The sequence below is a fragment of the Streptomyces sp. NPDC048172 genome (assembly GCF_043202595.1).
Lineage (GTDB): Bacteria > Actinomycetota > Actinomycetes > Streptomycetales > Streptomycetaceae > Streptomyces.
In genome coordinates this window covers 460475-475304 of the sequence record NZ_JBIDAT010000007.1, presented here as the reverse complement: position 1 = coordinate 475304, position 14830 = coordinate 460475, and the positions used below count along the sequence as shown (strand labels likewise).

General features: G+C 72.8%; 12 protein-coding genes. 5 read left to right on the top strand and 7 right to left on the bottom strand.

From position 1 onward, the window contains the following. Positions 1-20: 20 nt before the first annotated feature. The 5 genes from ACGF3A_RS31510 to ACGF3A_RS31490 form a co-directional block, all read right to left on the bottom strand. Positions 21-989, bottom strand: a complete 969-nt coding sequence (locus ACGF3A_RS31510) for a DUF4429 domain-containing protein (RefSeq protein ID WP_393733784.1) — start codon at positions 987-989, stop codon at positions 21-23. A 76-nt stretch (positions 990-1065) separates the two neighbouring features. Beyond that, entirely contained in the window at positions 1066-2229 is a 1164-nt protein-coding gene (locus ACGF3A_RS31505) for an acyl-CoA dehydrogenase family protein (RefSeq protein WP_393733783.1), read from the bottom strand. 2 nt (positions 2230-2231) lie between these two features. Then, positions 2232-3230: a hydroxymethylglutaryl-CoA lyase gene (locus ACGF3A_RS31500; RefSeq protein WP_393733782.1), complete on the bottom strand. Its 999-nt coding sequence runs from the start codon at positions 3228-3230 to the stop codon at positions 2232-2234. Continuing rightward, positions 3230-5326 (bottom strand): biotin carboxylase N-terminal domain-containing protein, encoded by a 2097-nt coding sequence (locus ACGF3A_RS31495; RefSeq protein WP_393733781.1) that lies wholly within the window; start codon positions 5324-5326, stop codon positions 3230-3232. The genes ACGF3A_RS31500 and ACGF3A_RS31495 overlap by 1 nt, the downstream gene beginning before the upstream one ends. A gap of 91 nt (positions 5327-5417) precedes the next feature. Then, positions 5418-7079: a carboxyl transferase domain-containing protein gene (locus ACGF3A_RS31490; protein ID WP_393733780.1), complete on the bottom strand. Its 1662-nt coding sequence runs from the start codon at positions 7077-7079 to the stop codon at positions 5418-5420. A gap of 131 nt (positions 7080-7210) precedes the next feature. Here ACGF3A_RS31490 and ACGF3A_RS31485 point away from each other — a divergent pair, with 131 nt between their 5' ends. From ACGF3A_RS31485 to tesB, 3 genes are all read left to right on the top strand, one after another. Continuing rightward, positions 7211-7822, top strand: coding sequence for a TetR/AcrR family transcriptional regulator (locus ACGF3A_RS31485; protein ID WP_393733779.1), 612 nt, complete (start codon positions 7211-7213; stop codon positions 7820-7822). 96 nt (positions 7823-7918) lie between these two features. Further along, entirely contained in the window at positions 7919-9076 is a 1158-nt protein-coding gene (locus ACGF3A_RS31480; protein ID WP_393733778.1) for an acyl-CoA dehydrogenase family protein, read from the top strand. 21 nt (positions 9077-9097) lie between these two features. Next, positions 9098-9988, top strand: a complete 891-nt coding sequence (gene tesB / locus ACGF3A_RS31475; RefSeq protein ID WP_393733777.1) for an acyl-CoA thioesterase II — start codon at positions 9098-9100, stop codon at positions 9986-9988. On the opposite strand, the gene erm is transcribed toward tesB, so the two are convergent. Together erm and ACGF3A_RS31465 are read right to left on the bottom strand one after the other, a co-directional pair. Continuing rightward, positions 9963-10763 carry an ErmE/ErmH/ErmO/ErmR family 23S rRNA (adenine(2058)-N(6))-methyltransferase gene (erm, locus tag ACGF3A_RS31470; RefSeq protein ID WP_393733776.1) on the bottom strand — a complete coding sequence of 267 codons (801 nt, stop codon included), beginning with the start codon at positions 10761-10763 and terminating at the stop codon, positions 9963-9965. The genes tesB and erm overlap by 26 nt on opposite strands. A gap of 273 nt (positions 10764-11036) precedes the next feature. Next, positions 11037-11870 (bottom strand): phosphatase, encoded by an 834-nt coding sequence (locus tag ACGF3A_RS31465; protein WP_393733775.1) that lies wholly within the window; start codon positions 11868-11870, stop codon positions 11037-11039. A 113-nt stretch (positions 11871-11983) separates the two neighbouring features. On the opposite strand from ACGF3A_RS31465, the gene speB reads away from it, so the two are divergent. Both speB and ACGF3A_RS31455 read left to right on the top strand, forming a co-directional pair. Beyond that, complete coding sequence (gene speB / locus ACGF3A_RS31460; protein WP_393733774.1) at positions 11984-13006, top strand: agmatinase; 1023 nt, start codon at positions 11984-11986, stop codon at positions 13004-13006. A 584-nt stretch (positions 13007-13590) separates the two neighbouring features. After that, positions 13591-14703, top strand: a complete 1113-nt coding sequence (locus ACGF3A_RS31455) for an esterase-like activity of phytase family protein (protein WP_393733773.1) — start codon at positions 13591-13593, stop codon at positions 14701-14703. The last annotated feature ends 127 nt before the right edge of the window (positions 14704-14830 follow it).

Sequence of the window (14830 nt, the reverse complement as noted above, 5' to 3'; positions counted from 1 at the left end):
CGGGCCGGGCGCTTCGCCGGTCAGAAACGGTCCAGGATCGCCTTCTTGGCCATCCTGAACTCGTCGTCCGTGAGCACACCGCTCTCGCGCAGCTCTCCCAGCTCGCGCAGCCGCCGCAAGAGGCCGTCGTGATCGGCCTCTTCGGCGGGTGCGGGCGCCGGTCCCGGAACGGCGGGAGCCTGGCCGCCCTGGCCGCCCTGTCCGCCCTTGAGGAGTGCGGGCGGCGGGGCGTCGCCCGGCTCCTCCTGGCCGCCCTGTCCCCCCTGCCCGCCCTGTGCGAGCGGGTGGGGGAGCCGGGCGACCACGGCGGCGGCGAGCAGCACGGAGCCGCCCGTCTCGCGGGCCTGCCGCACGCCCCACAGCAGCAGGCAGTTGGGGTCGTGCTGCGGCTTGAGCGTGGGGTGCGTGCCCTTGGGCCGGAAGCGGAGGCTGCCGTTCTCCCAGCCCGCCGCCGGGGTCCAGTCCACGCCCGCCAGGTCCTGCAGCGCGAAGCGGCGCGGGCCGCCGGAGGTCTTGCTCTCCTCCGCGATCCAGTTCCACTCGATGTGGAGGCGCTCCCCGTCGAAGGTCACCGTGCCGTCCGTGCCGGTGGCGGTGAGGGGCACGGGCGGGCCGGGCAGCAGATAGCGGTCGCAGGGGGTGTCGGGCACCTCCTCCAGCAGCAGCGCGTTCCGCACCTCCTCCACGACGTACTCCGCGACGCCCGTACGGTCCCTTTCCACCGCGAGCTGGTACGGATCCGAGGCGTCGGCCAGACGGCCGCTCGCCACCTGGGAGAGCGGGTCCGCGCCGTCACGCAGCCTCAGCCGCAGCCTGCCGCCCTTTCTGCCGCCCGGCTCGTACGCGATACCGGCCACCGCCTGGAGCGGGACGGCGACTTCACCGAGGGCCTTGCGCAGGTGGTGCACGCTCCGGTCGGTGCCGGGGACGATCCGGACCGTCTCTCCGTCGAAGGCCCAGCTCCCGGCGCGTTGGAGGATTTCCGCCATAGGCTGATTATTTCGGCTGCGGGAGCGGGGGTCATCCCCCAGAAAGACTCAGCTCCCCACACTCGCTTCCCCGCACTCAGCCGACGCCCAGCTCGCGGGCGACCAGCATCCGCTGGACCTCGCTCGTGCCCTCGCCGATCTCCAGGATCTTGGAGTCGCGCCACATACGGGCGACCGGATACTCGTTCATGAACCCGTATCCCCCGTGGATCTGGGTGGCCTCGCGGGCATTGGTCACCGCGCTCTCCGAGGAGTACAGCTTCGCGAGCGCCGCCTCCTTCTTGAACGGCTCGCCCGCCAGCATCCGCGACGCCGCGTCCCGCCAGGCGATACGGGAGGTGTGGGCCCGCATCTCCATGTCGGCGAGCTTGAACTGGATGGCCTGGTTGGTCCCGATGGTCCGGCCGAACGCCTCCCGGGTGTTGGCATACCGCACGGACTCGTCGACGCAGCCCTGGGCGAGCCCGGTCGCCAGCGCGGAGATCGCGATCCGGCCCTCGTCGAGGATGCGGAGGAACTGCGCGTACCCCCGGCCCTCCTCGCCGAGCAGATTCTCCGCCGGGACGCGGACGTCGGAGAAGGAGAGCTCATGGGTGTCCGACGCGTTCCACCCGACCTTGGAGTATCCCGGGGCCACCGTGAAGCCCGGGGTGCCGGACGGCACGATGATGCTGGAGATCAGCGGGCGCCCGTTCTCCTTCCGGCCCGTGACGGCCGTGACGGTGACCAGGCCCGTGATGTCCGTGCCGGAGTTGGTGATGAACGCCTTGGTCCCGTTGATCACCCAGTCGCCCGTGGTCTCGTCCCGCACCGCCGTCGTCGCCGTGCCGCCCGCGTCGGAGCCGAAGCCCGGCTCGGTCAGGCCGAACGCGCCCAGGATCTCCCCGGAGCACAGCCTCGGCAGCCACTCCCGCTTCTGCTTCTCCGTGCCGAAGAGATGCAGCGGCATGGCCCCGAGCGAGACCCCCGCCTCCAGGGTGATGGCCACCGACGAGTCGACCCGCGCCAGCTCCTCCAGGGCGAGGCAGAGCGCGAGATAGTCGCCGCCCATGCCCCCGTACTCCTCGGGGAAGGGGAGGCCGAAGAGGCCCATGCTGCCCATCTGGCGGACGATCTCGTACGGGAACTCGTGCCGCTCGTAGAACTCCCCGATCTTCGGGGCCACGACGTCGTGCGCGAATTCCTCGACGGTGCGGCGCAGTTCCTCGTGCTCGGAGGAGAGGCGGTGGTCGAGAGCCATGGTCAGGACTCCTTGTGGGAGGGGCCGGAAGAGCCGGTGGAGCTCGTGGGCTCGGCGGTGTCCGCGCCGGTGAGGGCGCGGACCGTGCGGGAGGGGCTGGGGCGGCCCAGCCGGTCGGCCATCCAGGCGCTTGTGGCGCACAGACGGTCGAGGTCGACGCCGGTCTCGATGCCGAGACCGTGCAGCATCCAGACGAGGTCCTCGGTGGCGAGATTGCCGGTCGCGCTCTTCGCGTACGGACAGCCGCCCAGGCCGCCCGCCGAGGCGTCCACCGTCGCGATGCCGTGCTGGAGCGCCGCGAACGTGTTCGCCAGGGCCTGGCCGTACGTGTCGTGGAAGTGGACGGCGAGGCGCGGGGCCGGGAGGCCCGCCTCGTGCAGCGCGGACAGCAGCTCGGTGACATGGCCGGGGGTGGCGACGCCGATGGTGTCCCCGAGGCTCAGCTCGTCGCAGCCCATGTCGGCCAGGGCCCGGCACACGCGCACGACCTGCGTGACGGGCACGGGGCCCTCCCACGGGTCGCCGAAGCACATCGAGAGATAGCCGCGCACCGGCAGCCGCTCCTCGCGGGCGCGGGCCACCACGGGCTCGAACATCGCGAGCGCCTCGTCCACCGTCCGGTTGAGATTGGCCTTGGCGAACGACTCCGTGGCGCTGGCGAACACCGCGACCTCCCGGGCGCCCAGCTCCAGCGCCCGGTCCAGCCCGCGCGCGTTGGGCACCAGGACGGGGAGGCGGGTCTCCTCCGGCAGATCGCCCAGCAGCGGATAGAGCCGCTCGGCGTCCGCGAGCTGGGGGACCCACTTGGGGTGCACGAAGCTGGTCGCCTCGATGGTGCCCAGGCCCGCTCCGGCGAGGCGGTGGATGAACTCCGACTTCACCTCGACGGGGACGACCGTCTTCTCGTTCTGCAAGCCGTCACGGGGGCCGACCTCGTGGATACGGACCCGGGGCGGCAGGCCCTCCACGGGGAAGACCATCGGCAATCCGGCTGCTGCCATCAGTCCCGCGCCTCCTTCTCGTCCTCGTCCTCCGCCTCCGCGTGCGGCTCGACGACCGCGAGGAGCTGGTCCATGGCGACGGTGGTGCCCGCCGTGACGTCCAGCTCGATCACGGTCCCGTCGTGCGGCGCGGCGATGACGTGCTCCATCTTCATGGCCTCGACGACCACCAGGCTCTGGCCCGCCGACACCTGGTCGCCGACGGCCGCCTTGACGACCGTGACCGTGCCGGGCATCGGCGCGGTGAGCGCGTCGGCCCCGTGCGCCCCGGCGACGTCGCTGAGCGAGGCCTCCACCGGGTCGAACGGCCCCACGTGCCAGGCCTCGCCGTCCCGCCCGAGCCACACGCCGCCGCCCGTGCCGGGTCCTGTGCCGTCGCCCGAGTCCGAGGGCGCGTGGTCGAAGGTGTGGGTGACGCCGTCGAACTCCAGGCGCGGGCGCGGTCCTTCGGCGAGCCTCGCCGGGACCGCCTCGGCCCCGGCCACGCTCACCTCCGCCGCGCCGCCGCCGAGGGCGCGCACCCGGACGGCCACCGGCTCATGGCCCGGGACCCTGAAGTGGTGCACCGTCCAGGCCGGTTCGCCGCCGAGGCGCCAGCCCGAGGGCTCCGCGAAGGGATTGACCCAGCCCGTGCCCTCCCCGGCCGGGGACGGGGCCGGTGCCAGGGCCGAGTGACGGAGCAGCGCCGCCGTCGCGTACACCTCGTCGGGGACGCGCTGCCGGACCAGTCCGGGTGCCGTGCGGTCCACCAGGCCCGTGTCCAGCTCGCCGGAGACGACCTCGGGGACGGCGAGCAGCCCGCGCAGGAATGACGCGTTGGTGTCCACGCCGAGCACCGTCGTCCCCGCGAGGGCGCCGCGCAGCTTGCGCAGCGCCGCTGTCCTGTCGGGGGCCCAGGCGATGACCTTGGAGAGCATCGGGTCGTACACCGTCCCGACCTCCGTGCCCTCGGTGAGGCCCGAGTCGGTACGGACGCCGTCGCCCTCCGGCTCGCGGAGGAGCAGTACGCGGCCCGCGGACGGCAGGAAGTCCACCCGGTCGCCGTCCGTGCCGAGCCGGGCCGTCTCCGCGCAGACCCGGGCCTCGACCGCGTGCCCGGTCAGCGTGACGGCGTCCTGGCCGAAGGAGAGCGGCTCGCCCGCCGCGACGCGGAGCTGCCACTCCACCAGGTCGAGCCCGGTGATCAGCTCGGTGACGGGGTGCTCCACCTGGAGGCGGGTGTTCATCTCCATGAAGAAATAGCTCCCCGAGCCGTCGCCCGGGACGATGAACTCGACCGTGCCCGCGCCCCGGTAGCCGCAGGACCGCGCGGCCTCGACCGCGGCGGCGCCCATCGCGGCGCGCGTCGCCTCGTCCAGCAGGGGGCTGGGGGCCTCCTCGATGATCTTCTGGTGGCGGCGCTGGAGCGAGCACTCGCGCTCGCCGAGGTGCACCACCCCGCCGTGCCCGTCGGCCAGCACCTGGATCTCGATGTGCCGGGGCTGGTCGATCCAGCGCTCGACGAGCAGCGTGTCGTCCCCGAAGGCGCCGCGCGCCTCGCGGCGGGCCGCCGCGATCTCGTCGGGCAGGGCCGCCTCGTCCCGGACGAGCCGCATGCCCTTGCCGCCGCCGCCCGCCGAGGGCTTGAGCAGCACGGGCAGTCCCGTCTCCCGCGCGGCCACCGCGAGTTCGGCGTCGGTCAGGCCGCTGCCGTCGGAGCCCGGGACCACCGGGACGCCCGCCGCGCGCACCGTCTCCTTGGCGCGGATCTTGTCGCCCATCAGCTCGATGGCGTCGGCCGGAGGTCCGATGAAGGCGAGCCCGGCTTCGGCGCAGGCCCGGGCGAACGCCGCGTTCTCCGCGAGGAATCCGTATCCCGGGTGGACGGCCTGGGCGCCGCCGCGCCGCGCGGCCTCCAGCAGCCGCTCGGCCGAGAGATAGCTTTCGGCTGCGGCGGCCGGGCCGATCCGCACCGAGGTGTCGGCCTCGCGCACATGGCGGGCGTCCGCGTCCGCGTCGCTGTGCACGGCCACGGAGCGGATGCCGAGCGCCCTGAGCGTACGGATCACGCGCACCGCGATCTCACCGCGGTTGGCCACCAGCACGGTGTCGAACATCAGCCCACTTCCTGCCTGCCTGGGTCACCTGGGGTCGGGATTGTCGGTCGGGTCCCACGCTCGGGACCGGGTCGCGCATCGGGAGCCGGTCTCACATCCGGAAGACGCCGAAGCGCGCCGCGTCCGGGTCCCTGTGCGGCAGCGGAGCGCGGGCGCACGCGGTGAGCGCGAGGCCCAGCACCGCTCTGGTCTCCAGCGGGTCGATCACGCCGTCGTCCCAGAGCCGGGCCGTGGCGTAATACGCGTTCCCCTGCGATTCGTACTGCGCGCGGACCGGGGCGCGAAAGGCCTCTTCCTCCTCGGCGCTCCACTCCTCGCCGCGTGCCTCCAACTGGTCCCGCTTGACGGTGGAGAGCACCGAGGCGGCCTGCTCGCCGCCCATGACGGAGATCTTCGCGTTCGGCCACATCCACAGGAAGCGGGGGCTGTAGGCCCGGCCGCACATCGAGTAGTTCCCCGCGCCGTAGGAACCGCCGATGACCACCGTCAGCTTGGGGACCCTGGCGCAGGCCACGGCGGTGACCATCTTGGCGCCGTGCTTGGCGATGCCCCCCGCCTCGTAGTCCTTCCCGACCATGAAGCCCGAGATGTTCTGCAGGAAGAGGAGGGGGATGCCGCGCTGGTCGCACAGCTCGATGAAGTGGGCGCCCTTCTGGGCCGATTCGGAGAACAGGATCCCGTTGTTCGCCACGATGCCGACCGGGTGGCCGTGGACATGGGCGAAGCCGGTGACCAGCGTCGTCCCGTACTCCGCCTTGAACTCGTGGAAGCGGGAGCCGTCCACGACGCGGGCGATGACCTCCCGCACGTCGTACGGCGTGCGGGAGTCGGCCGGGACCGCCCCGTACAGCCCCGCGGGGTCCACCGCGGGCTCCTCCGGGGCCGTCACCGACCAGGGGAGCGCGTCGCCCTCCGGCGGCGCGGGGAGGGTGGCGACGATGTCGCGGACGATCCGCAGCGCGTGCGCGTCGTCCTCGGCGAGGTGGTCGGTGACGCCGGAGATCCGCGAGTGCACCTCGCCGCCGCCCAGCTCCTCGGCGGTGACGACCTCGCCGGTCGCGGCCTTCACCAGCGGCGGGCCGCCGAGGAAGATCGTGCCCTGCTCGCGCACGATCACCGCCTCGTCGCTCATCGCCGGGACATAGGCCCCGCCCGCCGTGCAGGAGCCGAGGACGGCGGCGATCTGCGGGATCCCGGCGGCCGAGAGCCGCGCCTGGTTGTAGAAGATCCGGCCGAAGTGCTCGCGGTCGGGGAAGACCTCGTCCTGCATCGGGAGGAAGGCGCCACCGGAGTCGACGAGATAGACGCACGGCAGCGCGTTCTCCTTCGCGACCTCCTGGGCGCGCAGGTGCTTCTTGACCGTCATCGGGTAATAGGTGCCGCCCTTGACCGTGGCGTCATTGGCCACGACGACGACCTCGCGGCCCGAGACCCTGCCGATGCCGGCGATCACCCCGGCCGCCGGAGCCGCGTCCTCGTACATCCCGTCGGCCGCGAGCGGGGACAGCTCCAGGAAGGGCGAGCCGGGGTCGAGGAGCGCGTCCACCCGCTCGCGCGGCAGCAGCTTGCCGCGCGCGGTGTGCCGGGCGCGGGCCCGCTCGCCGCCGCCCAGCCGGGCGCGGGCCAGCTTCTCGCGCAGCGTCGCCGCCAGCTCGCGGTGCGCGGCCTCGTGGGCGCGGGCGGCCTCGGAGGCCGGGTCCACGGCGCTCTTCAGCCTGGGCGCCGCTGTGGCACGCGCTGTCTGCTCGTTCATCCCGCGGAGCCCCCTTGCCCGACGTGACAGCCCTGCCCCGCGGGCAGGCATGACCTACCGGTGAGTTAGTCACCGTTAACCACTCGCCTTCAGGTTAACGCTCACTAACGCGGCTGTCTAGAATGGTCCGCATGAGCACCAGGACGGCCGCGCTGACGCGCCGCGAGCAGATTCTGCGTGAGGCCGCTCGGCTCTTCGCCGAGCGCGGCTTCCATGGCGTCGGGGTCGACGAGATAGGGGCGGCGGTCGGCATCAGCGGCCCCGGGCTCTACCGTCACTTCGCGGGGAAGGACGCGATGCTGGCCGAGCTTCTCGTCGGCATCAGCGAGCGGCTCCACGAGGGCGGGAGGCGGCGCGCCGAGGAGGCAGCGGCCGCGGGGCTGCCGCCCGCCGCGGTGCTCGACTCGCTCATCGAGGGCCACATCGACTTCGCGCTCGACGACCGCGCCCTGATCACCCTCCACGACCGCGAGCTGGACCGGCTCAAGGAGGAGGACCGCAAGCAGGTGCGCAAGCTCCAGCGGCAGTACGTGGAGCTGTGGGTGGACGCCGTGCGCGCCCTCTATCCCGACCTCACGGAGCTGGAGGCCCGCGTCTCGGTGCACACGGTCTTCGGGCTGCTCAACTCGACGCCGCATCTGAGCGGCCCCTCCGCGATGCCCGACCGGGAGACCACGGCGGCGCTGCTGCACCGCCTCGTGCGGGGCGCGCTGGCGGCCGCCGGGCCTGGACAGCCCGTATGACCGCTGGGTAGCTTGAGGCGAGGTGCTGAGCAAGCGCTTAGCCCATGGCGACGGGCGTCGCGGGCTGCCGGGCAGAGGGATCCAGGGAGGCGAGCTGTGCGTCGCACGGTGTTCAACGAGGACCACGAGGCGTTCCGCCAGACGATCCGCGACTTCATCGCGGCCGAGGTGGTCCCGTACTACCAGGAGTGGGCCGAGCAGGGTTACGTCCCCCGGGACCTCTACAAGAAGCTGGGCGAGCTGGGCGTCTTCGGCATCGAGGTCCCCGAGGAGTACGGCGGCGCGGGCGAGGAGAGCTTCAAGTTCAACGCCGTGATCTCCGAGGAGTGCGCGCGGGCCGGGGTCAGCTTCGGCGGCTCCAGCGTCCACACCGCGCTCTGCCTCCCCTACCTCCTCAAGTACGGGAACGAGGAGCAGAAGCGCCGCTGGCTGCCCCCCTTCGTGGCGGGCGAGATGATGACGGCCATCGCCATGACCGAGCCCGGCACCGGCTCGGACCTCGCGGGCATGAAGACCACCGCCAGGCTCTCCGAGGACGGCACGCACTATGTGCTCAACGGGGCCAAGACGTTCATCACCGGCGGCGTCCAGGCCGACCGCGTCCTCGTGTGCGCCCGTACCGCGGCCCCGACCCCCGAGGACCGGCGCGGCGGCATCTCCATCCTCGTCGTGGACACGAGCAGCGAGGGGTACGCGGTCGGCCGCAAGCTCGACAAGCTGGGGCTGCGCGCCTCCGACACGGCCGAACTCTCCTTCACCGACGTCAAGGTGCCCGTGGAGGACCTGCTCGGCGAGGAGGGCAAGGCGTTCTCCTACCTCACGCACAACCTCCCGCAGGAGCGCCTCGGCATCGCCATCAGCGCGTACGCCCAGTCGGCGGCGGCTGTCCGCTTCGCGCACGACTACGTGAAGGAGCGGACGGTCTTCGGCAAGGAGGTCGCCTCCTTCCAGAACACCAAGTTCGTCCTCGCCGACTGCAAGGCCGACGTCGACGCCATGCAGGCCGTCGTCGACCGCGCGCTCGAAGCGCTGGACGAGGGCGACCTGACCCCGGCCGACGCGGCCTCGGCGAAGCTGTTCACCACCGAGCTGGCCGCCAAGGTCATCGACAAGTGCCTCCAGCTCCACGGCGGTTACGGATACATGCTGGAGTACCCCATCGCCGGGCTCTACGCCGACACCCGCGTCTCCCGCATCTACGGAGGCACGAGCGAGGTCATGCGCTCCATCGTCGCGAAGTCGATGGGTCTCTAGGCCGAGGCGGACCACAGCACCATGAGCCACGCACTGACGTCCCTGCTCGACCTGCTCGATCTGGAGCGGGTCGAGCAGGACATCTTCCGCGGCGACAGCCGCGCGTCCGTCGTCCCCCGTGTCTTCGGCGGACAGGTCGCCGCGCAGGCGCTCGTCGCGGCCTGCCGCACCGTCCCGGAGGGACGGCTGCCGCACTCCCTGCACGCGTACTTCCTGCGCCCCGGCGACCCGGGCGCCCGCATCGTCTACACGGTCGACCGGATACGGGACGGCCGTTCCTTCACCACCCGCCGCGTCGTCGCGGTCCAGCACGGCCAGCCTATCTTCCATCTGTCGGCGTCCTTCCAGGTCCACGAGGAGGGACTGGAGCACCAGGAGCCGATGCCCGAGGCGCCCGACCCGGAGACGCTGCCGACGGCCGAGGAGATCCTGCCGCGCTACGCGGACCTCTTCCGCGACCCCAAGGTGCCTGAGCGACTGCTCAAAGCCCGGGAGGCGGTGGACCTGCGGTACGTCGAGGAGCCCCCGTTCGGCAGGGTCGGCCGCCCCGGCGAACCGCGCTCCCAGGTGTGGTTCCGGACGAACGGCAAGCTGGACGGCGATTTCGACGACCCGGCGCTCCACATCTGCCTGGCCACCTACGTCTCGGACATGACACTCCTGGACTCCATCCTGCTCGCGCACGGCAGGGGCGGCTGGGCGGTCGGCGACGTGGTGGGCGCGAGCCTGGACCACGCGATGTGGTTCCACCGCCCCTTCCGCGCGGACGAGTGGCTGCTGTACGACCAGGAGTCCCCGACCGCGCAGGGCGGCCGGGGACTCGGCAAGGGGCGCATCTTCACCCGGGACGGACGGCTGGTGGTCTCCGTCATCCAGGAAGGCGTCGTCAGGGTGCCGCGCGACCGTACGTAGGCACGCCGTCCACGCCCTCCAGGGCGCGGAAGAGGTCCAGCCACTGATCGGGCCGTACCAGTCCGACCGGGGCCGACTCGTCGAGCTCCAGCGACGCGTAGGCCGCGCGCACCCGCCGCGTACGGTGGCGCCGTGTGAGCGTCGCGAAGAGCGAGCCCCCGACGCCCGTGAAGCCGTGGTCGGCGAACGCCCGGTAGGCGGGCAGCGCCTCACGCGGCAGCAGGGGAGCGGCCCTGTGCCCGATACGGAGCACCGCCGAGTCCGTCCGCGGCACCGGCGTGAAATGGTGCCGCCCCACGCGCGACAGGAGCCGCCATTCGTACTCGGGCCAGCTCCGTACGGTCAGCAGGGTCCAGCGGCCGTAACCGCCGGTGCGCTTGCGCGCGAACTCCCACTGGGTGAGCAGCGTCGCCGAGGTCATCGACGGCGCCTGGAGGCACCAGCGGACGATGTCCGTGGTGCGGGAGAACGGGATGTTGCCGACGACGGCGAAGGGCTCGCGGGGCGCGCGGGCCCGCGTGAAGTCGCCGCGCACCGTACGGACGTTGGGGAACCGCCGGGTGCGTGCGGGCAGCCGGGCGGCGAGCGCGGGGTCCAGTTCGTAGGCGACGACCCGGCGGCAGCGCCGGGCCAGGGCGAGGGTGAGCGCCCCCTCGCCCGCGCCCGGTTCGACCACGAGGTCGCGGGGGCCGAGCCCGGAGAGGCGTACGACCTGGTCGACGGCGGACGAGCTGTTCAGGAAGTTCTGGGAGAGCGTCTTGCGGCGGCGTGCCACGGATGAGGTCCTCTGATCGAGGACAGGCCGGAGCTGAGGAGCCAGGGCCTGCCCGAGTCGCTGGAGACATCGGTGGCCCTGCGCGCAGGACGCGTCGCCGTGTGTGGCGACGGAAGAGTGCCCGCGGGAGCGCGGGTGGAAGAACGGTCAGGCGTCCTGGCGGAGGGCCGGGGCCTGACGCAGGCGCGTGAACGCGGAGCACGCGGAGAACGCGCCGAAGCATGCGGACATGCGCGTGACCGTAAGGGCGATCACCACCCGCCGCAAACGCTTTTACGCGGCGGGCTCCGTGGGGCTCGTCAGCCCGGCGGCCTCCAGCAGATACGCCGTCATCGGCTCGTAGAAGCGCGGGTCGGCCACGTGGTCGTCCAGCGGGACCGCGACCGAGAGGGTGCCCTCGGACTCGCCGAGGAAGAGCGCCGGGTCGTTGCAGTCGGCGAAGCCGACCGCCGTGAGGCCGCGCTGCGCCGCGCAGCCCGCCCAGCCGTGGTCGGCGACCACGAGGTCGGGCAGGGGCTCCCCGGCCTGCTCCAGGCCGTCCAGGATGCCCGCCATGGGCGCGGGGGAGTGGGTGTGCCAGAGGGTGGCTCCGCGCTCGTAGGCGGCGACGCCCTGGAACTGCACGACCACGCCGTCGTCCGCGAAGACGCCCAGGGGCGAGCGGACGATCTCGCAGCCCGCCAGCCGCATGGCCATGGCGAGGGTGCCGTGCATGTCGAGCAGCGCGCCCGGGTGGCCCGTCGCGAACAGCACGCGCCGTCCGCCCTCGGCCGCCTTGCGGAGCTCGGCCGCCGCGCGGTCCAGCGCGCCGACGGTCAGCTCGGGGTCGATGGTGTCCTGCCCGGTGCGGTAGTCCGGGTCGTCGTTGACGCCGCAGCGCTCGGCCATCACCGCGAGCACGTCCTGCTCGTCCTCCCAGCGGTCGCCCAGTTCGAGACCGAGCCAGTAGTGCCGGTCGCCGTTGGCGAGCTTGCGGTAGTGGGAGAGGTTGTTCTCCCGGGGCGTGGCCACGTCACCGGAGATCCGGGTGCGCACCAGGTGCTCTATGAGGGCTTCGCGGGCGGGGGCCGCCGGGAACGGCAGGGGCAGTGACAGAGGCTGTGACATGTGGCCATTGTGTCTCGTACTCCCGCTCGATGGACGGAGTGTCCAAAAGGCGGCCCGCCCACGCTCAGATCCGTCCAACGGGAGACAGCGTCCCCGCGTCTACCCTCAGGCGCATGAGCAGCAGCCTGACCAGCAGTGCACCAGAGCCGCAGCACGGCGCCCCCAAGGGCCCCGTCGACTCCTCCCGTGTCCCCCGGTACGCGGGGCCCGCGACGTTCGCGCGGCTCCCGCGCCTGGACGAGACCGGCGGCCGTACGGACGTCGCCGTCGTCGGGGTCCCCTTCGACACGGGCGTCTCGTACCGCCCGGGCGCGCGGTTCGGGGGCAACGCCATCCGCGAGGCGTCCCGGCTGCTGCGCCCGTACAACCCGGCGCAGGACGCGTCGCCCTTCGCGCTCGCCCAGGTCGCCGACGCGGGTGACATCGCGGTGAACCCGTTCGACATCGGCGAGGCCGTCGAGACGGTCGAGCACGCGGCGGGGGAGATCCTCGACAGCGGGGCGCGGATGATGACGCTCGGCGGGGACCACACCATCGCGCTGCCCCTGCTGCGCGCGATGGCCCGGAAGCACGGCCCGGTCGCGCTGCTCCATTTCGACGCCCATCTGGACACCTGGGACACCTACTTCGGCGCGGCCTACACCCATGGGACGCCGTTCCGGCGGGCCTTCGAGGAGGGGCTGCTGGACACCTCGGCCCTCTCGCACGTGGGCACGCGCGGGCCGCTCTACGGGAAGAAGGACCTGGACGAGGACGCCAGGATGGGCTTCGGGATCGTCACCTCGGCCGATGTGATGCGCCGCGGCGTGGACGAGGTCACCGACCAGCTCCGCCAGCGGATCGGCGACAGGCCGCTCTACGTGTCCGTGGACATCGACGTCCTGGACCCTGCGCACGCGCCCGGCACGGGCACGCCAGAGGCGGGCGGGATCACCTCGCGCGAACTGCTGGAGATCCTCCGGGGGTTGTCCGACTGCAATCTGGTCTCGGCCGACCTGGTGGAGGTCGCGCCCGCCTACGACCACGCGGAGATCACTTCTGTCGCCGCCTCGCACACGGCGTACGAGCTGACGACGCTCATGACCCGGCAGATCGCCGCCGCGCGGGAAGCGGAACCGGCTCCCGGGCCCCGCTGATCCTCTTCCGACCCCCCTCTGACCACTGTTTCCGGTCGTGTTGGGGACGCCCGGTATTCGGCCGATCGCACACCGTGCCGGGCCTTCCCCGGTCTCCGCCAGTGATCACCGCTGGTCGACGGGGCTTGACGGGAAGGCGAAATCCCTCCGGGGGCGTCACTATGTGCCACTGGTTTAATACGGGACGTTACTAATTTTGATCGGTCGACGTGCATTGCGGGAGAGATCTCGACAGACTTCGGAACGCGGTCCCGCGGGATGGCGGCGCGGTAGGCGGCAGGTCTGGCCTCGTGGGGGGTGCCCGCCTGTCCGCACCCAGGGAACGCGCCGCCCGGCCAGGGCGGTCCCGGCAGAGCCCGTCCGCTCGCCGGGCCGCCCTCGGTCCCAGGGGCCCCGCGCGTCAGGACCGCACCGGCCGCGCCCCTCACCGGGCGCGGTCGGGGCACGCGTGGCCGTTCCGGAAACGGCGGAAGATCCCCCGGCGACGGCCTCATGAGAGGCCGGTGACATCCCTGGCGACCACCGGGAGGGCCGTCTAACGTGCCCGTGGCGCACGCCCGTTGCGCCGCTTGAGGGGGCAGTCGATGCGTATCCGGATCCCGCTGGCCGCCGCGACCGCCGTCGCGGCCCTCGCCACCTGCGTCACCGGAGCGGCGGCCGGGACCGGGGAGACGGCCGGAAGCGCCGCGCCCCGCAACGCCTGCTCGCCGTCCGTCGCGCTCGGCGGGTACTCCGACGCCCTGGACAAGACCACCCACGACGGGCTCCCCGTCGCCGGTCTCTCCGCGCTCGCCCCGGACACGCACGGGCGGATCGCCGCCCTGTCCGACCGCTCCGCGCTCTTCTCGCTCGACGTACGGACGCACGGCGGCGACGGTACGCCCGACGCCCGTACGGTCTCCGGGACGCCCCTGGCCGACGAGAAGGGCGGGCCGCTCGACTCCGAGGGGCTCGTCGTCGAGCGCGACGGCACCCGCCTGGTCACCTCCGAGACCGAGCCCTCCGTACGGCGCTACGACCGCCGGGGCACGTTCACGGGCGAGCGGCTGCCCGTACCGGACGCGCTGCGGGTCGCCCCGGCCGGAAGGGCGCAGCAGAACCAGACGTTCGAGGGGCTGACCGCACGGCAGGGCGGACGTTCCCTGGTCGCGTCGATGGAGGGCCAGCTGACGGGCGACGGGAAGGACGCGCACGGGCGCCCCCTGGTGCGCTTCCAGAGCTGGCAGCGGCACGGCGGGGGACAGGGCGGCGGGCACGGGGCGTACGGGCTCGCCCGGCAGTGGGGTTACCCCGTCGACCCGAAGCTCGGCGTCGCGGAGATCGCCGACGCGGGCCACGGACGGCTGCTCGTCCTGGAGCGCGGCTGGGAGAAGGGCACGGGCAACACCGTCCGGCTCTACCTCGCCGACCCGCGCCGCGCGAGCGACGTGAGCCGGGTCGGGAAGCTCACCGGGACGAGCGGCGCCCGCCTCGTGCACAAGAGGCTGCTCGCCGACCTCGCCGACTGCCCCGACCTCGGCGCGCCCAACCCCTCGCCCCAGAAGAACCCGCTGCTCGACAACATCGAGGCCCTGGCCGTCACCGGCCACGCCCCGGGCGGCCGCCTGCGGCTCCTGCTCGCCAGCGACGACAACGAGAGCGCCGGGCAGATCACCCGGCTCTACACCCTCACGGCCCGCCTTCCCGGCGCCCCTTGAGGGCGCTCTCCGGAGCGTCCCGTCAGCGGAGCGCCCCGTCAGGGGCGCGGGGAACTGCGCGACAAGCCACGACCCAGCCGCGGCCTGCAAGGCACGGCACGGGGCTGCCCCTGCCCAGCCCCGAGAC

What these genes read in the sequence shown, in the direction of transcription:
- ACGF3A_RS31510 (WP_393733784.1), bottom strand. Translation starts at nt 989, where the DNA reads ATGGCGGAAATCCTCCAACGCGCCGGGAGCTGGGCCTTCGACGGAGAG.
- ACGF3A_RS31505 (WP_393733783.1), bottom strand. Translation starts at nt 2,229, where the DNA reads ATGGCTCTCGACCACCGCCTCTCCTCCGAGCACGAGGAACTGCGCCGC.
- ACGF3A_RS31500 (WP_393733782.1), bottom strand. Translation starts at nt 3,230, where the DNA reads ATGGCAGCAGCCGGATTGCCGATGGTCTTCCCCGTGGAGGGCCTGCCG.
- ACGF3A_RS31495 (WP_393733781.1), bottom strand. Translation starts at nt 5,326, where the DNA reads ATGTTCGACACCGTGCTGGTGGCCAACCGCGGTGAGATCGCGGTGCGC.
- ACGF3A_RS31490 (WP_393733780.1), bottom strand. Translation starts at nt 7,079, where the DNA reads ATGAACGAGCAGACAGCGCGTGCCACAGCGGCGCCCAGGCTGAAGAGC.
- ACGF3A_RS31485 (WP_393733779.1), top strand. Translation starts at nt 7,211, where the DNA reads ATGAGCACCAGGACGGCCGCGCTGACGCGCCGCGAGCAGATTCTGCGT.
- tesB (WP_393733777.1), top strand. Translation starts at nt 9,098, where the DNA reads ATGAGCCACGCACTGACGTCCCTGCTCGACCTGCTCGATCTGGAGCGG.
- ACGF3A_RS31465 (WP_393733775.1), bottom strand. Translation starts at nt 11,870, where the DNA reads ATGTCACAGCCTCTGTCACTGCCCCTGCCGTTCCCGGCGGCCCCCGCC.
- speB (WP_393733774.1), top strand. Translation starts at nt 11,984, where the DNA reads ATGAGCAGCAGCCTGACCAGCAGTGCACCAGAGCCGCAGCACGGCGCC.
- ACGF3A_RS31455 (WP_393733773.1), top strand. Translation starts at nt 13,591, where the DNA reads ATGCGTATCCGGATCCCGCTGGCCGCCGCGACCGCCGTCGCGGCCCTC.